The organism is Arthrobacter sp. StoSoilA2, from assembly GCF_019977195.1.
Taxonomy (GTDB): Bacteria; Actinomycetota; Actinomycetes; order Actinomycetales; family Micrococcaceae; genus Arthrobacter.
Window position 1 is genome coordinate 366,363 of record NZ_AP024643.1, and the last position, 16,564, is coordinate 382,926.

Genomic DNA, 16,564 nt, shown 5'->3' on the forward strand with positions numbered 1-16,564 from the left:
CATTAACTGCCATCTCGCGGAGGCCCGGCTACCGAAAAGCTACGGAACGTTGCCCTTGGTCTGGCCAGCCTCGAAACGCCCGCGGCCACCACGAGGGTGAGAATGGCGGCAGCTGCGTGGGTGTAGAGCATCAGGTCACCAGCATGCAGTTCCCCTGAAGCCGGCTGACCGTCCACAGGAACCGCCACGGGTTGCTGGGGCTGCCCGTGCAGATGGTCAAGGAACCCGACCCCGGAAAATGAACCCCCCAAAGCCTCGAAACCGAAGAACAGCAATTGCTGTGCCACGCCGGACAGCAGCAGCAACAGGATGGGCCCATGGATCCAGCGGGCAACCAGCTGAGCGGCCAAGGCCGAGAGGGCAACGAAGCCCAGAAGAACGGGCATCGCCGGGGCGCCCCCACCGGAAACGACGTGTGCGGCAAGGCCCAAAGCGACCGCAACGGGTCCTGCCACCCAGGCCCACTTGTCCTGCACAGGAGTTGCGCCCATCGCCGTCCTTCCCTTCCCCTCAGGCTAAACGCAGGACAGGGACCGGGAACAGGCCTCTATGCCAACAGCGTGTTTACCAGCCTTGCTGCCACTTTCGCAGTTCGTCCATCAATATCGAACTCCGGGTTCAATTCGGCAACGTCCAGGTGCAACAGCGTCCCGCTTGCCGCTACTTGACGGCAAACGGCACTGATCACGGACAGCGGCACCCCAAACGCGGCGGGGGCACTGACGCCGGGCGCCACCGAAGCAGGCAGGACGTCCAGGTCGATCGTCAAGTACAGCACATCGATTCCAGCCACGAAATCGGCTACGAACGTCTCGACGCGCTCCGCGGAACAGTCCTCGTCCAGCAAGTACTTCACGCCCAGGCGGTCAGCGGTGTCAAAGAGCGTGCGCGTGTTGTTGGGCTCCGAGATTCCGACGACGGCGTACCTCAGTTCGCGTCCGGCGGCGGTTTCTTCCTGCGCCATCTGCAGGAATGGAGTCCCGGAGCTCGGGGTCGGCTCGTCGCGCAGGTCAAAGTGGGCATCCAGGTTCAAGACACCCAAGCGCTTTCCGCTGCGCACCGCATTGGATCCGGCAACGCCAAGGTAGCTGGCAAATGCCGTCTCGTGGCCGCCGCCCAGCATCACGGTGAGGTTTCCGGCGTCGAGCAGTTCCGAGACGGCGCGTCCGGCGCGCTGCTGGCCTTCTTCCAGTGAGTCGTCCTCCACAACCACGTCGCCGGCGTCGAACACGTCACGGTCCAGGTGGAAAGCCAGCGGAGCCAGCGCCGAGCGGATGGCGGCCGGAGCCGCGGAGGCACCCGCACGGCCCTTGTTGCGCCGCACTCCGGCGTCGCTGCAGAAACCCAGCACGACGGCGGGACGCGAGGCGCCGGGAATGGCCGGGGAAGTAAGGGGCTGGACGACCTGCCACCAGCGGCGATGTTCGTCGCCGTCGCCGTCAAAGCGGCCGGTCCATGGTGTGGGAAGGACGTCTACGGAAGGGTTGGTGCTGGTGTTTGGAGCCATGCTTTAAGCACACCCCACCAGCGGGCCAAAAAACAGCTGCAGCGTGCTGCAGTGTCCGGGATGCCGGACATCGCTACTTGACGCCCAACAACTCCTCCACAGTTCCGATGCCAAAGAACAGCAGGAACGCAGCCGCCACTGCCCACATCAGGGGGTGGACTTCACGGGCACGGCCCTGGAAAGTGCGGATCAGGACGTAGGAGATGAAGCCTGCGCCCAGGCCGTTGGCAATGGAGTACGTGAATGGCATCAGGGCGATAGTCAGGAAGGCGGGAATGCCAACGCCCCAGTCCTGCCAGTCGATCTTGCCAACCTGGGACACCATCATGAAGCCCACCACCACAAGCGCAGGAGCCACGGCTTCGAACGGGACCAGGTTGATGAGCGGCGTGAAGAACATGGCCACCAGGAAGAGCAGGCCCGTGACAATGGAGGCGAGACCGGTGCGGGCGCCCTCGCCAATGCCCGCGCCCGATTCAACGAAGATCTGGTTGGACGAAACGGAGGCTCCGCCACCGACGATTGCGCCCAGGGCATCAACCTGCAGGACGCGGTCCACATTGGGAATGTTGCCGTCTTCGTCCACGGTTCCTGCCTCGTTGGCCAGGCCCACCATAGTGCCCATGGCGTCGAAGAAGATGCTGAGGAGGATCACGAACGCCAACAGCGCAGCAGCCACGAAACCGAGGTGTTCAAAAGCTCCGAAGGGGTTGGCTTTGCCGATCAGGGAGAGGTCCGGGGCGCCCCATTCGGAAAGCGTCGGCGCCACCAGTGACCAGCCACGCGGGTTGACGTTCTTACCGTCGAAGCTGGGACCAATGTGAAGCGTGAATTCGAGGATGGCGGCCAGGGCGGTGGACACCACGATGCCGATCAGGATTGCCCCGCGGACCTTTCGCACCACCAACGCAATGGTCAGGACCAGGCCGACAGCGAACACCAACGTCGGCCAGCCCATCAGCTTGCCATCCACGCCAAGGCCCAGCGGGACCGTGGTGCCGGCGGCATCCGGGATGCGTCGGACAAAACCAGCGTTGACCAGCCCGATCAAGGCGATGAACAGGCCAATGCCCACCACGATTGCCGTCTTGAGCGCTTCCGGGACGGCCCTGAAAACGGCGGTGCGGAATCCGGTGAGTACCAGGATGAGCATGGTGACACCCGAAAGCACCACCAGCCCCATCATGTCCGGCCAGGTCAGTTCCGGGTGGGAGGCAACCGTTACGGCGACGAATGCGTTCACTCCCAGGCCCGTTGCCACGGCGAAGGGGTGCTTCGCCCAGGCGCCCATGAGGATCGTGAGGATGCCCGCAACGAAGGCAGTGGTTGCCGCTACGGCCGTGAAGCCGAGCGATGCTCCGCTCGAGTCTGCCCCGGAGAGGATCAGCGGGTTCAGCACCACGATGTAGCTCATGGCGAAGAAGGTCGCGAAGCCGCCGCGGATTTCCCGCGAGTATGTGGACCCGCGCTCGGAGATCTTGAAGTAGCGGTCGATTGCAGAACCTTGTTTAAGCATGAAGGTCTCCGGGGATCGGGGGAGTTTGCTCTCAAATCCTATGCCCGCCAATGTGGGGTGCTGGAACGGTTCGCCTAGTCTGTAAGGAAGCCAACACTAGGAGAAACCGCCCCATGCGTACCATCCGCCCGCTTCTGGCCGCCGTCGTAGCCGCTCTTGCTTTCGCTTCCGCGTTGCTGCTTGGAGCTGCTCCGGCCTCCGCGCACGACGTCGCCGAATCAACAACTCCGGCCAACGGTGCCCGGGTGGCTGAAGTGCCGGCGTCGGTATCCATCACGTTCAACAACCAGCCACTGGCCATCGGTTCCGGCGTGACCGTCACCGCCGGGGGCGAAAACTGGGCAGATGGCGCAGTGGAAATCATCGACAACAGGGCTGTCCAGAAGCTGCGTCAGGGCGCTCCAGCCGGCGAATACACCGTGGTGTGGCGTGTGGTCAGTTCAGACTCCCACCCGATCGAGGGAAACTTCAAGTTCACAGTTTCCGGCACAAGCACGACGACGGCGAGCGGCTCGGCAGGTGCCTCCTCCCCGGCTTCGGCGGCTGTTCCGACGGCGGGCACAGCGGCCCCCGGTACGGAAAATACTCAGGCGGCTCCGGCAGCTTCCCAGCCCTTCCCCTGGAGCATCATTGGCCTCGCTGTGGTGGCGATCGGTCTCGTGATCTTCCTCGCTGTTACAGCCCGGAAGAAGCTAGCGGCCCCCAACGACCCGGATGGCGAAAATTCCCCGGAATAGCGGGGTTTTCTACATACTTGCGAAGATCTCGAAACGGTTACTGCGACACGCCAAAAACGAACTGCTCGTTACGTAAATGTGACTTTGGGGTGATCTTCCCGTACGGTTGTACCTGTGCCTGTTCCACGTAACGGGCATTCCGGTCTGATTGCCTAGCTCTGCCGCAGTCCGGAATCCGTTCGCAGACAAACCTACGGCAGAGACGGGGAACCCATTTTGGCCCGCTTTCAGAGCGCGCCTTGGGGTGAAGTCACGAAGCTTCCGCTGCACAGCGGGGGATAGTGGCCGGGTGACTCCCATCCGAATCCGACAGCTAACCTCGCAGGCATCGGGAGAGGCTCTTTCATGTCTTCACGCATTCTTCGCGGCCGTCGTAAGGCGGACAGCGTACGTCCTAATCCGTTCATCTCCATCTCCAAGGCTGTTGCCAGCAACGCATCCGGCGCAGGTCGCCAAGCCGCTGTCATCGCAGCAGCTTCAGGCCTGGTCCTCACGGGCTCCATCGCTGCCCACGCAGCAGAGACCCCTGTTCAGCGCGACTCCAGCCCTGCAACTGTCGCCGAGACCGTCACCGAGGGTCCCACCAAGGTTGTTACGGCCGCATCGACGGCCACCATCAACTTCGAGCGCCCCGCGGTTGCTTCCGTAGCGGCTCCCGTCATTGAAAAGCCGGCTCCTGTTGCTCCGGCTCCGGCGGCCAAGAAGGCTCCCGCAACTGCTACCGTCCAGGCCGCTGCAACCACTACGGCTACCGCCCCCGTGGCATCCGCGCCTGCTGCAGCTCCGGCTGTTGGTGGCATCAACGCTGCCATGGTCGCCTCGGCTTACGCCCAGATCGGCATCATGCAGGATTGCACCGCGATGGTGGAACGGGCCCTCGGCTCCGCAGGTATCCCGGTTGGCGACCTCGCACCCATGCAGTTCCTGAACTACGGCAAGGTTGTCAGCGACCCCCAGCCCGGTGACATGATCGTCCAGTCCGGCCACGTAGCCATCTACATCGGCAACGGCCAGGCTATCAGCGGTGGCATCAACGGCAACCAGACGGGCATCCACCCGATCAGCTGGCTCACCGCAACCGGCCCCATCACGTACGTACGCGCTGGCGCCTAAGCTTCACGCTCCAACTCAGAGGCCGGTGCTTTCGAGGACAAATGTCTTCGGAGGCGCCGGCCTTTTGGGTTAATTTTTGTTCTTTTTAGGAACATGCTTTGGTTGGCTCGATCGTTTCAAGGCCAGGGTTCTCTGCCAGGTATCTACGCGCAGGGTTCCAGGTAAAGGCTCCAGGTCAGGTTCTACGCGAGGGCGATGCCCGGCCCGGCGGGGAGGGCCACCTTGGATGAGATCGCTTGCCCCACTGCCTTGGCTTGCCGTAGTACTTCCTTGGGCGTGGGTGTAATAAGTTCCCCAACGCCCACCAAGTGCATCCCGACTGCACGCATGGCTGCCACGAGGTTCTGGCCTATGGCGATTCCCAGATCGGCAAGCATTCGGCGCAGCTGGCTCTGGGCGCAGCGCGTCACCACGATGTGGTCTGCCAGGAGAACCCCGCTGGCTGTATGCACGGCCCATTGACGTGGGGTGGATTCAAGGGGGCCATAGACGCTCATCCCAGCCCTCAGACTGCCCGTGGTCAGGCTTGCGACGGGTCCGTATCCAAGCTGCAACGACGAGTCGCCACCCAGGAAGTCCAGCCGGACAGCGCGTGTGGTGGTGCGGACATCCAAGTGATGGCTGGCGGCGTAGTTGCGCAAATGGCGCAGGATCTCGTTGCGCTCCTGCATTGCCGCGGGGTCTGCTGCGTCGCAGCGCTGGAGCATTCCCGTGTGGACCGCTGGTCCGGTGGTCGATAAAGAACCAAAGCCATCCAGCACGATGGAACCGACGCCGTAGCGGCTGAGCTCGCTGGCAACAGCCAGGCCGGAGAGGCCGGTGCCGATCACCACGGTGGTAGTCCGTTCCGTGACGGAATCAGGAGTGAGTGACACTGCTTGGGTTCCTCCTTGACGTGTGTGCCTTTCGGCAGCGCGCTGGATCGCGTCCGAGTTCCCCAAGCGGCCGCAAATAAATGGCCGGGTTGTGTCCTGGGACACCTTTGCCGGCCATTCGGTGACTCGAACACTACCGAACTTTTTCTGCCATGGATAGCCTCGGCGACAGCGTGTTTTGGATGTTCATCCGCAGCGCAACCCGGCGCGTGGTGAGCGTGCCGGAAACCGAGCCCGGACCGTTATCCACATAGCCCAAAGTCGCCTTGATTCGGCATTGCCAACCGAGAATAGTGGGCATTGGAAGGAGAACCCCGAGGGTTTCTTCGGCCCCGGCTATTGGTTGCGCGCCAGCAAAGGATCACCGGTATGGAGAACCTCTGGCAGAATGGCCGGAACATCAAGCAGTAGGTGGAGAGGCGGGCCCCATGGACCAGCACGGCAGACACATTGAAGAACCACGGGACGGCGGGGACCAGGCTGTGGCGCCTGGTGGAATCGTCGTCGGAGTGGACGGTTCCGAGCATGGTCAATGCGCCCTTGTATGGGCTGCGCGTGAGGCGGAACGGCGCCAACTTCCCCTGCATATAGTCACGGCTTATTCGGTGCCCATCTTCGCAGCGTCCGGCCTCGACGGCGGATACGCCACCGTGGACGATTCCGTGATCCGCGAGGGCGCGGAAGCAATCGTCAAGCAAGCCATGGATAAGGTCTCAAGCTACAACATTGACGTCGATGCGTCAGTGGAGAATGGGGATGCCGCGGGTGTCCTCCTTGACCTCTCTGCGAACGCTGCACTCCTCGTGTTTGGCAGCCGTGGCCGTGGTGGCTTTGTCGGGCGTCTCCTGGGCTCGGTCAGCAGCGCCTTGCCGGCCCACGCAAAATGCCCCACCGTAACGGTCCCGCTGTATTGCGCCGATCGTTTGGGCGAGAACACCGAGGACAAGCACATCAAGGCTGAGCACGCCAAGGCCGGGCCGCGAACGGTGGAAAACGTCGTCGCCGTGGGTGTGGACGGTTCGGAGCAGGCCCGCGTCGCCGTTCTCGAGGCAGCCGAACAAGCCCAGCGGATGGGGGCCAAACTCCGCGTCATCTGCGCAGTCCCGCAGTACAGCGGCTCCTTGGCCTGGGTGCCGGCACCGTTGGATCGCGATGCCCTGTTCGCGGATATCAAAGTCCAATTGGATGCAGGCGTCGCCTGGCTCCGCAGCCACTTCCCGCAGCTGCCCGTGGAAACGGACCTTAGGGACGGCTCACCAGTGGACGTGTTGGTTGAGGCCAGCCGGGGCGTGGAGCTGGTTGTCCTGGGTACGCGGGGCCGGGGTGGTTTCGCGGGCATGCTCCTTGGTTCCACCTCTGATGGCGTGCTCCATCACGCCAAGGGGCCGGTCCTCGTTGTTCCGGACCGCGAGGATCCGCGGCTTGCAGACCGGCCCAAATTCGGACCCATGCTCGGCGCGGCTTAGGGCCATGGCGCGAACCGTCCATGGATAACCAGCAGCCCGGGAAGCATAGGCAGGAAGACAGCGCGGGCCCGGATGTAAACGGGCAAGTCTTCATTCGGGATATTGCGGACATCCGGGCGGACATGCTCCCCGAGGTAGGCGGCAAGGCCGCCAATCTCGGCGAGCTGAATGCCGCCCGACTTCCTGTGCCGCCGGGCTTTTGCCTTACAACGTCGGCCTACCGGTACGCCCTTTCTGCGATTGGAATGGAGGAGATCTTCGCACTTCTGCAGGAGGCCGGAGCTTCGGACCTTGACGAACTGAATAGGCTCGCCGCCCGGGCAAGATCCTTGGTGCTCGACGCCGGAGTTCCCACCGACGTCGCTGAGTCGGTACGGGCGGCGTATCGGAGGTTGGGAGACGCTGCCCCCGTCGCAGTGAGGTCCTCAGCCACGGCCGAGGACTTGCCCTTCGCGAGTTTCGCCGGGCAGCAGGACACTTTCCTGAACGTAGTGGGAGCAGACGCAGTTCTGGACGCCGTAAGCCGCTGTTGGGCATCGCTCTGGACGGACCGGGCAGTGAGCTACCGGACAACCAACGGTATTGACCATGCCACGGTGACGCTGGCCGTCGTTGTCCAGGAGATGGTGGATTCCGCGACGGCCGGTGTGATGTTCACGGCCAACCCGGTGACGGGTCGGCGCCGTGAAGCTGTGATCGATGCCAGCCCTGGTCTGGGAGAAGCCGTAGTGTCAGGCGCCGTTAATCCCGATCAGTACGTAGTTGATATGCAGACCAACTCCATCCTGAAGCGGTCGCTGGGTGACCGGCAGGTAGAAATCAGATCGCTTGCCGGCGGTGGCACCGAACGAATTGAGCGGGCCGGTCAGGCCGCGGCAACCGAGAATCACGCCGTGCAGCCGTGCCTCGGCGATGACCAGATCCACGCGCTGGCCGAGTTGGGAAGGCGCGTCGAGGCCCACTATGGAGCCCCGCAGGATACGGAATGGGCGATCGATTCGTCCGGGAAACTGTGGCTCACGCAGGCAAGGCCCATTACTACCCTCTATCCGCTGACCTCGCGGGTGCCGGCGACTCCCGTTGAGCACGCGTTCCTGAACTTCAGCCTCGCCCAAGGCCTCACCAGGCCTCTGACGCCCATGGGCTTGGCGGGTATCCGCCTGATAGCTTCCAGCGTTGCCCGCAGGGCGGCTTTCGATGTCCCCGATCCACGCTCGGGACCATCGCCCTACTATGAGGCGGGGCAGAGGATCTTCTTCGACTTCACATCCGTGCTGCGCAGCAAGGTGGGCCGGGTCATTGTGCCGCGCATCTTTGACATCATGGAGGCCCGTTCTGCGGCGGTGATTCGTGGCCTCTTCGATGACCCGCGGTTCGCCGTCACCATCAAAACTCCGATAAAACTCATCAGGCACGTTGCGCCTGTTGCTGCTAAATACCGTGTCCCTGAGTCGGTAGTCCGGGCTCTTTTCCGTCCCGACGCCGCAATGAAGCGCCAAGAGCAGCTTGAGGCAGAGCTCCATCAGGCCCTCCGGGTGCCGGAGGGCGTCAGCGCCCACCAGCGAATTGCCCACGTGCAGCGAATCCTTGGGGAGGAAGTATTCGCAACGGTTCCCCAAGTGCTGCCCCTTCCCGTTCTGGGCTTTGCGATGCTTGGACTCGTCCGGAAGTTGTTGGGCGGGCAAGCCTCCTGGGACCAGCTCCAAACAGTCATCCGTGGGCTACCCAACAATGTCACCACCGAGATGGACCTTGCGCTGTGGCAGCTTGCCAAGGAGATCAGGGAAGATCCGGAGGCCTTGGCCTTCCTGAGTTACCCCACACTCGACGAACTCGTTCAGCAGTACAAGGACAGAGCACTACCATCAGTTGCGCAATCCGGGCTTGAAGCTTTCCTCCGCACCTACGGGCACAGGGCTGTGGCTGAGATCGACCTCGGCATGCCCCGATGGTCGGACGACCCAACCCACATACTCGGCGTCGTGGTCAACTATCTGCGGCTCGAGCACACGGCGGACGCACCCGACCAGCAGTTCGGGAAAGCTGCCCGGGAGGCAGATGAACAGGTTGCCAGATTGGTTGCGCGGGCAAGGGCCAAGAGTCCGCTCCATGCCAAGCTGGTCCGTGCGGCGTTGGACCGTACCCGCAGGTTTGCCGGGATGAGGGAGCTGCCCAAATACAACCTCGTCCTCGGCTTGGCTTCGGCAAGGGAACAACTCTCGCTGGTCGGAGCAGAACTGGCAGAGGCAGGGCGGATTGAAAACGCGGAGGATATCTTCTTCCTGGACCTCAACGAAGTAGAGACTGCTCTGGCTGGCAGCAAGCTCCATCAACTCGTGGCAGATCGCCGCGCAGAATACGCACAGGAACTGAGGCGTCGGCATATTCCGCGGGTACTGCTCTCAGACGGGACAGAACCTGAAGCCACTGCCGCAGCTGGCAGAACCCCGGCTTCTCCCGGAGCGCTCTCCGGCAGTCCGGCGTCGGCGGGCGTCATCACAGCCCCGGCGCGGGTCATCCTGGACCCGGTTGGCGCTCATCTGGAACCTGGGGAAATCCTCGTGGCGCCCTCCACCGACCCCGGCTGGACACCCTTGTTCCTCACCGCCGGCGGCCTAGTTATGGAAATGGGCGGTCCCAACTCCCACGGCGCCGTGGTGGCCCGCGAATACGGCATACCTGCGGTGGTGGGCGTGCCCGACGCGACCCTGCGGATCAGCTCAGGCCAGATCATCACGGTGGATGGAGCAGCAGGAACGGTAACTGCGACGCCAAGTGACGCGCCCGGCTAGGCGTGCTGGTGTGACTCGTGCTCGGAGTGGCTGACAGGTTCCAGCTGGAAGGTACAGTGCTCGGTGTCGAAATGGCGCCCCAAGCAGGATCCAAGTTGGTCCAGGATGCTGTCTGCCCCGCTGGCGTTAAGGACCTCGTCTTCCACAACAACATGGGCGGAGAACACGGGCACCCCGGATGTGATGGTCCAGATGTGGATGTCGTGGGCCTCCACTACCCCGTCCACGGCAAGGATGTGCTCGCGGATCATGTTCACGTCCACGCCCTTGGGGGTAGCTTCCAGAAGTACGTCCACAACATCGCGGAGCAGGTGCCAGGCGCGGGGGATGATCATGAGGGCGATCAGGACAGAAGCAATGGGGTCAGCGGCAGTGAAGCCCGTGGTCATGATGACGATGGCCGCCGCGATAACGGCAATCGATCCGAGAAGATCGCCAAGGACCTCAAGATATGCCCCCCGGACGTTGAGGCTTTCCTTTTGGGCCCCCTGCAGGATCATCAGGGAAATGAGGTTGGCCAGGGCGCCCAGGATCGCCGCCCACAGCATGACGTCCGTGTGGATTTCCGGCGACTCCCCAAAGCGGCGGATGGCCTCGATCATGATGACGACTGCGATGACGATGAGTACAAGGGCGTTGGCCAAGGCCGCCAGCACCTCGGCCCGTTGATATCCGTAAGTCCGTTGATCGCTCGCCGGGCGGGTAGCAATCCAGGCCGCCATCAATGCGATGAACACGCCTGCGGCGTCGGACAGCATGTGGCCTGCATCGGCCAGCAGCGCAAGCGAGCCAGAGATGAGCGCGCCAACCACCTGGATGCCCACCACACCCAAGGTGATGGCCAGGACTGCAATAAGCCGTTTGCGATGCTTGCCGGTTGCGGTTACTCCGTGGGAGTGGTTGTGATCGTGCCCCATGCTTACAAGGCTAGCCCCAGCCGAGCTCATGGAGGCGGTCGTCGTCAATTCCGAAGTGGTGGGCGATCTCGTGGATCACCGTCACGGCCACTTCGTCGATGACTTCCTCGCGGGTGGCGCAGATGTCCAGGATGGGCTGGCGGAAAATAGTGATCCGATCCGGCAGGGAGCCCGCTTCCCACCAGGAGTCGCGTTCGGTCAACGGCACGCCCTCGTACAAACCAAGTAGTACGGTGTCCGGATCTTCATCCGGGCGTGGGGTGTAGTCGTCCTCGATGAAGATTGCCACGTTGTCCATGGCGCTTGCAGCTTTGGGTGGGATCAGCTGCAAGGCGTCGCTCACGGCTTCTTCGAACTCCTCCGCCGACATTTCGAACGGCGCGGCAGGGAAATCCGCGTCAACTCCGGCTAATCCAGCGCCCTCGGTGGAGGCATGCTCGATCGGGCTATGCACTGCTTTCCGCTCCGGAAGCGGCGAGGAGGGGAGATCGCCGTCGGGAACGATGGGCAGGCCGGGAGGGAGATTCGCGGACATGATCCGACTCTAGTCCCAACAAGGAACATTGACGCCCTGGAGCTGGTACGCGCTGGTGCACCGTCCCCAGGTCATGCTGAACTGTTCGAATGCGAGCTCGTCGAACGGCAATCCGTAGGCCAGCCCCGCATCTCACCAACGAACGAACAGGAACCGCATGACCGCCACGCCTACCTCCGCACCTGAGCCCCTCGACGTCGTCGTGGTAGGTGAGGCGCTCATCGACATCGTGGAGTCGTCCGATGGGCAGATCGAATATCCCGGAGGCTCGCCGGCCAACGTTGCTTATGGGCTCGGCCGCCTGGATGTAAAGGCCGGCCTGCTGACCGCCATCGGACGGGACCAGCGGGGCGACGCCATTGCCTCACACCTTCAGGGCGCGGGCGTCGTACTGCTGCCCGGATCAAAGTCCTTGGGCAAGACGGCGACGGCGACCGCCCGGATCGATGCCGACGGTTCGGCTGAGTACACGTTCGAAATTGATTGGGCACTTGCTCCGCTTGCGCTGCCGTATGCACCCAGAATCCTGCATACGGGTTCGATCGCCACGTTCCTTGAACCTGGGGCCAGCGTTGTCCGGAGCCTGCTGGAGCAGGCGCAGGGCGGCTGCATGATTACCTACGATCCCAACATCCGTGCTGACCTCCTTGGCAGCCACCACGAGGCACTTTCCTTGTTCGAAGAATTGGTGCCATTGACGGACGTCGTGAAAATGAGCGCCCACGACGCCCGTTGGCTGTACCCGGGCAAGGATTTGGAGGACACCGCGAGTCACCTCCTGGACCTTGGCACTGTACTTGCGGTAGTGACCCGGGGCTCCAGCGGTTCGCTCATGGCCACCCGGCACATGCAACTCACAGTTCCCGCCATTCCATCGAACGTGGCCGACACCATCGGCGCCGGGGATTCATATATGTCGGCGCTCATTATGGGCCTGCTCCTGCGTGGCAGCGACGGTCTGGCGCCTACGGTCCTGGAGCGGATCGGAACCACGGCATCCATGGCAGCATCCATTACCGTTGGCCGTCCGGGCGCCAATCCACCCACGCACCGGGAGCTCCTTGCGGGTATGGCCCGCTAGTCACTTTGCCGTTCGCCGGGCAGCCATTGCCGTTCGCCGGGTCAGGCCCACGCCGATCAAGCACACCACGCCACCGATCAGTCCCCAGATGGTTGGGACTTCCTGAAGCACAGCCCAAGAGATGAGGATGGTGGTGCCGGGGACCAGGTACGTCGTGGCGGCGAGTTTTCCGGCCGAGATCAAGGACAGTGCGTACGCCCATGTGGTGAAGGCGATGGCCGTAGGGAAGATGCCCAGGTAGACCAAGCCGAGTGTGGCCGGCAGCGGCGCCGACTGGACCTCGCTGATCAGTTGGCCCGTCCACGGCAGGCAGCACACGGTGCCTACCATGATGCCGAACCAGGTCGCCTGGCCGGCTGTGAATTTCCGGAGCACCGGCTTCTGCAGGATCGCGCTGACGGAGGCGAGTACGGCGGCAAGCAAGCACAACAACACCCCGGCGACATCCGCCGTCGAACGCTGTCCCGAACCGAGGGCGATCATCGCCACGCCACCGAACGCAACGGCGCTGCCGATCAGAAGCCACCGTGGGAAGCCTTCCTTGAGGACTACTCCGGCGAGGACTGCAATGAGGATCGGCGAGACGTTGATCAGCATGGCGCTGGTACCGGCGTCGAGCATGTGCTCCGCAGCGTTCAGCGCCACGTTGTAACCGCCGAACCACATCACCCCGTACGCCACGATGGGCAGCCATTCCTTGCCCCGTGGCCAGACTTTCAGGGTGGGCAGCACCACGATTCCAAGTACGACGGCGGCAACCGCCAACCGTCCGAGCGTCAAGGAACCGGGGGAGAAGCTCGGGCCCACAGCGCGGATGCCGACGAACGCTGAAGCCCAAAGGACTACGGTGACGACGACGGCGGCGATGCCAAGTTTGCTGATGGGAGCTGCAGGCGCGGGGGTGTTGCGCGGTTGCATGCCCGGGGACGGCTGGCCAGGTTCGGCCGGGGTGGTGGTTGTCATAGAGCCAATCTAGTGCCGGGGAGGTTGGCGGGGCTGGCGGTTTTCGGACGCGTCACGGCAAGAAACTGCCAATGTTTGACGCCGCGTGGGTTGCGGGGTTAGTTTATCGATGTTCGATATTAACGAATTTCGATAACCACTGGGGGGAAACTGTGGGTCCAAAAAGAAGGATCGTGGATTCGCTGGCGCGCGTGAGTGTGCTGTCAAGAGTGGATTCGGTCGTCCTCATTGTCGTCTCGGTGGCGGTCGCCATTGCCGCTTCGCTTTCAACAGTCTCGACGATCATCAGTAATGGCGACGGAGAGGTGGTCCTGCGGCTGCCCCTTGACCCTTCCACCCGGGAGTCGGAAGCGCTGGATCTCGGTGCCGTAGCCCGCGTCTCGGAAGTGCAGGCAACCGTCCCCGTCCTCCCTGTATATGAGGCTTCACTCCTGGGTTGGTCGGCAGCCATGAATCTGGTGGCCGTCCTCTGCGTCGTTTCGCTCCTGGTTCTGCTGGCCTATCGGCTTACGAGCAGGGTGCTGTTCGGCCCGCGCACTGCCGTCATCGTTGGGTCCGTCGGCATGCTCCTGGCAATCTCGGGAAGCGCCGCCCAGATTCTGGATTCCACCGCTAAGAGTCGGCTGGCCGAACAGCTTGGAGCCATGCCGGCGAGGGTCGGGGAAACGTTGGTCTACATTTCCGGGTTCGACCCGGCACCTTTGGTGGCTGGCGGGGTGCTCGTGTTGCTGGGGGGCGTGTTCCAATTCGGGCGACGCCTACAGGGCGACACCGAAGGCCTTGTCTGATGCCAGCCGAAGAGACGATCGCCATCCACTGCAGGCTGGATGAGTTGCTGGAGCTCCGCGGCATGACGCTGACGGAGCTCAGCCGTCGAGTTGGGGTGAGCCTCGTCAACCTGTCCGTCCTCAAAAATGACCGGGCGAAGGCCATTCGATTCTCCACGCTGACAGCCATCTGCGAGGCGCTTGATTGCCAGGTCGGTGACCTCCTCGAGCACGTCCCGTAGTCGCTATTGCATAGTCGCGCAGACCTCGATTTGGGAATATCGCCATCTATGCTCTAAAGTTTTAGAGTCCAGTTCGGACGGGTGAGAACCGAAAAGAACGCATAAAGTGTTGTTTTTCCTCGCATAATCCGAATTGAGTTCAGGCCCCCATCGTCTAGCGGCCTAGGACACCGCCCTTTCACGGCGGCGGCACGGGTTCGAATCCCGTTGGGGGTACGCAAGGCAAGTGGTAAATCGGATGAAAAAAGTCTGGTAAGCTAGAAGCCTTGAAAAAAACGCGGTAGAGATACTGCAAACGCAAGGCCCTGTAGCGCAGTTGGTTAGCGCGCCGCCCTGTCACGGCGGAGGTCGCGGGTTCAAGTCCCGTCAGGGTCGCTCTGAGCGCCGGAAGTAATTTCGGTTCTCAAGGTGACTTGTCACCTAGGCTCTGTAGCTCAGTTGGTAGAGCGTTCGACTGAAAATCGAAAGGTCACCGGATCGACGCCGGTCGGAGCCACCACTGGGAAGCATCAGTTCTTCGGAACTGGTGCTTTTCTTCTTTAACGCATCGCCGCTTCCGGGGGTTGTTGCTTTGTGATCTTCACGTCACCCAAGTTGATCCAAGGAATTTGGGTGTCCGCAGCCATGTCGGGTGCGTAAGCGTAGGCACCCCCAACGATGCCTACGCTTACGCCGCCGGGGCTTACGATTTCAGCTTCGGTTTCACATCCTTGTTGTAAATGCCTTCCAACGTTCCCTTCAGCTCGGTCAGCGTTGCTTGCACATCGGCCTTTTCATTCATGATCCTGGTGGCTGCCTTGGCCAGCTCCTGGTCTCCGCCGGGAAGGAACGTTCGGGCAAAGTCCTGGGTGCGGGTCTCTTTGAGCTGGTCTACGACAGTTTGGAATTCCGGTGTCTGGGCAACAATCGCCGAGATATCTGCCGCCTCGGCCACAGGTAGGTAGCCGGTTGCGGCAGACAGAGTGGACGTGCTCTGCGCGTTCGTCATGAACGTGACGAACTTGGCTGCTGCAAGCTGCCGTTCGGGCGACGTTTTGCTGGCGATCACCAAACCGGAACCGCCAGTGGGACAAACCTGCGACGCCGCGGCCGAACCGCCCGGCAAGAATCCGACGTCGATCCTCATGTTTGCTTCTTTCGCAGCCTTTAGGGTGGCGGCGAGGTCGGCGGACGAGCTGATCGTGGCGCTGATTGCACCGGCTTGAAGGTCGGTAATGGCGTTCTTGGAGGAGACCCCGGCCCAGCCATTCTTCACAATGGAGTCCTGCACCCACTGCATCGCGGCGACAGATTGGCTTGAATTTGCCGTAATCTCCCACTCCTTGGACCAGCCGCCGCCTTGGCCCCACAGGACGTTTTGCAGGGTCCAGCCGGCATAACCTGCTATCGCCGGGTACTGGTAGGCGTTTTGGTATCCGGAAGCTGAAGCATTCGCCGACTTGATCCTGGGTGCCCACTCGGCGAACTCTTCCCAGGTTTTTGGCGCCCGCTCGGGAACTCCGGCCGCCTTGAAGTGGTCCTTATTGAAGTAGAACAACGGGGTTGAACGGGCGTAGGGGACTGCCCACAGCTGATCAGAATATTCGTAATCTGCGATCAAACCGGACTTGTAGTCGGAGGAGCTGACATTGACGGCTTTGAGAAGCGCATTAATCGGAAGGATGGCACCTGAAACCGCGTAGCGGAACCACCACACGTCCGACGCCACGACCACGTCCGGTACTTCGCTCCCGGCCTGGGAGGTTTGGAACTTTTGCGCCACTTCCTCGTAGTTTGAGCCTCCGGTGATGAGGTTGACTTTGATATCCGGATTGGCCGCTTGGAAGGCCTCTATCAGCTTCTGCTCCGTATCCCGGGACTTACCGGGATGGCTGGACATGAAACTGATGCTTGGGGCAGGTTTGATCTTGGACCAATCCTCCGGGGAGAGCGCCTTTGCGGATGTGCTTCCGGCATCAGTCGAGGGACCGCCACAGGCTGCAAGCGCGACGGCGGTGACTGAAGCACCAGCCAAGCCGAGGAAATGCTTCCGGGAAAGTGTTTTTGACATAGG

Annotated in this window: 15 protein-coding genes, 3 tRNA genes and 1 riboswitch; of the genes, 10 read left to right on the plus strand and 8 right to left on the minus strand. The window is 62.4% G+C overall.

Going from position 1 to position 16,564, the window contains the following annotated elements:
- Nucleotides 1-2: 2 nt before the first annotated feature.
- The 3 genes from LDN82_RS01780 to LDN82_RS01790 form a co-directional block, all read right to left on the minus strand.
- A complete protein-coding gene (locus LDN82_RS01780) occupies nt 3-491 on the minus strand; it encodes a hypothetical protein (RefSeq protein WP_224166150.1) in 489 nt (162 codons plus the stop codon).
- Between the two features lie 56 nt (nt 492-547).
- Nucleotides 548-1,507, minus strand: a complete 960-nt coding sequence (hutG, locus tag LDN82_RS01785) for a formimidoylglutamase (RefSeq protein ID WP_224166151.1) — start codon at nt 1,505-1,507, stop codon at nt 548-550.
- A 73-nt stretch (nt 1,508-1,580) separates the two neighbouring features.
- A complete protein-coding gene (locus LDN82_RS01790; protein WP_224166152.1) occupies nt 1,581-3,023 on the minus strand; it encodes an NCS2 family permease in 1,443 nt (480 codons plus the stop codon).
- A gap of 113 nt (nt 3,024-3,136) precedes the next feature.
- On the opposite strand from LDN82_RS01790, the gene LDN82_RS01795 reads away from it, so the two are divergent.
- Both LDN82_RS01795 and LDN82_RS01800 read left to right on the plus strand, forming a co-directional pair.
- The gene (locus LDN82_RS01795; protein ID WP_224166153.1) at nt 3,137-3,760 is read left to right on the plus strand and encodes a copper resistance CopC family protein; all 624 of its coding nucleotides are present in this window, start codon (nt 3,137-3,139) and stop codon (nt 3,758-3,760) included.
- 149 nt (nt 3,761-3,909) lie between these two features.
- Nucleotides 3,910-4,102, plus strand: a riboswitch (cyclic di-AMP (ydaO/yuaA leader).
- Between the two features lie 3 nt (nt 4,103-4,105).
- Nucleotides 4,106-4,873, plus strand: coding sequence for an NlpC/P60 family protein (locus LDN82_RS01800; RefSeq protein ID WP_224166154.1), 768 nt, complete (start codon nt 4,106-4,108; stop codon nt 4,871-4,873).
- Between the two features lie 182 nt (nt 4,874-5,055).
- Here the strand turns inward: LDN82_RS01800 and LDN82_RS01805 are convergent, their stop codons facing one another.
- Nucleotides 5,056-5,748, minus strand: coding sequence for an FAD-binding protein (locus LDN82_RS01805; RefSeq protein ID WP_224166155.1), 693 nt, complete (start codon nt 5,746-5,748; stop codon nt 5,056-5,058).
- A 428-nt stretch (nt 5,749-6,176) separates the two neighbouring features.
- Between LDN82_RS01805 and LDN82_RS01810 the strand changes: the two genes are divergently transcribed.
- Nucleotides 6,177-7,214 carry a universal stress protein gene (locus LDN82_RS01810; RefSeq protein WP_224094934.1) on the plus strand — a complete coding sequence of 346 codons (1,038 nt, stop codon included), beginning with the start codon at nt 6,177-6,179 and terminating at the stop codon, nt 7,212-7,214.
- Nucleotides 7,215-7,234: 20 nt separating this feature from the next.
- A complete protein-coding gene (locus tag LDN82_RS01815; RefSeq protein ID WP_224166156.1) occupies nt 7,235-10,006 on the plus strand; it encodes a PEP/pyruvate-binding domain-containing protein in 2,772 nt (923 codons plus the stop codon).
- Here the strand turns inward: LDN82_RS01815 and LDN82_RS01820 are convergent.
- Nucleotides 10,003-10,923, minus strand: coding sequence for a cation diffusion facilitator family transporter (locus LDN82_RS01820; protein ID WP_224094936.1), 921 nt, complete (start codon nt 10,921-10,923; stop codon nt 10,003-10,005). The two genes, LDN82_RS01815 and LDN82_RS01820, sit on opposite strands and share 4 nt — an antisense overlap.
- A gap of 10 nt (nt 10,924-10,933) precedes the next feature.
- Nucleotides 10,934-11,458 carry a metallopeptidase family protein gene (locus LDN82_RS01825; RefSeq protein WP_224166157.1) on the minus strand — a complete coding sequence of 175 codons (525 nt, stop codon included), beginning with the start codon at nt 11,456-11,458 and terminating at the stop codon, nt 10,934-10,936.
- A 157-nt stretch (nt 11,459-11,615) separates the two neighbouring features.
- Here LDN82_RS01825 and LDN82_RS01830 point away from each other — a divergent pair, with 157 nt between their 5' ends.
- The gene (locus LDN82_RS01830) at nt 11,616-12,539 is read left to right on the plus strand and encodes a carbohydrate kinase (RefSeq protein WP_224166158.1); all 924 of its coding nucleotides are present in this window, start codon (nt 11,616-11,618) and stop codon (nt 12,537-12,539) included.
- Here LDN82_RS01830 and LDN82_RS01835 read toward each other — a convergent pair whose 3' ends face one another.
- Nucleotides 12,540-13,502, minus strand: coding sequence for a DMT family transporter (locus LDN82_RS01835; protein ID WP_224094939.1), 963 nt, complete (start codon nt 13,500-13,502; stop codon nt 12,540-12,542).
- 173 nt (nt 13,503-13,675) lie between these two features.
- On the opposite strand from LDN82_RS01835, the gene LDN82_RS01840 reads away from it, so the two are divergent.
- The 5 genes from LDN82_RS01840 to LDN82_RS01860 all read left to right on the plus strand — a co-directional run bounded on the left by LDN82_RS01840 (nt 13,676) and on the right by LDN82_RS01860 (nt 15,010).
- Nucleotides 13,676-14,290, plus strand: a complete 615-nt coding sequence (locus LDN82_RS01840) for a hypothetical protein (protein ID WP_224166159.1) — start codon at nt 13,676-13,678, stop codon at nt 14,288-14,290.
- Nucleotides 14,290-14,511, plus strand: a complete 222-nt coding sequence (locus tag LDN82_RS01845) for a helix-turn-helix transcriptional regulator (RefSeq protein ID WP_224094941.1) — start codon at nt 14,290-14,292, stop codon at nt 14,509-14,511. Before LDN82_RS01840 ends, LDN82_RS01845 begins: the two co-directional genes overlap by 1 nt.
- Before the next feature lie 143 nt (nt 14,512-14,654).
- Nucleotides 14,655-14,727, plus strand: a tRNA-Glu gene (locus tag LDN82_RS01850).
- Between the two features lie 85 nt (nt 14,728-14,812).
- A tRNA-Asp gene (locus LDN82_RS01855) sits at nt 14,813-14,886 on the plus strand.
- A 48-nt stretch (nt 14,887-14,934) separates the two neighbouring features.
- A tRNA-Phe gene (locus LDN82_RS01860) sits at nt 14,935-15,010 on the plus strand.
- A gap of 183 nt (nt 15,011-15,193) precedes the next feature.
- Here LDN82_RS01860 and LDN82_RS01865 read toward each other — a convergent pair.
- The gene (locus LDN82_RS01865; protein WP_224166160.1) at nt 15,194-16,561 is read right to left on the minus strand and encodes an ABC transporter substrate-binding protein; all 1,368 of its coding nucleotides are present in this window, start codon (nt 16,559-16,561) and stop codon (nt 15,194-15,196) included.
- Between the last annotated feature and the right edge of the window lie 3 nt (nt 16,562-16,564).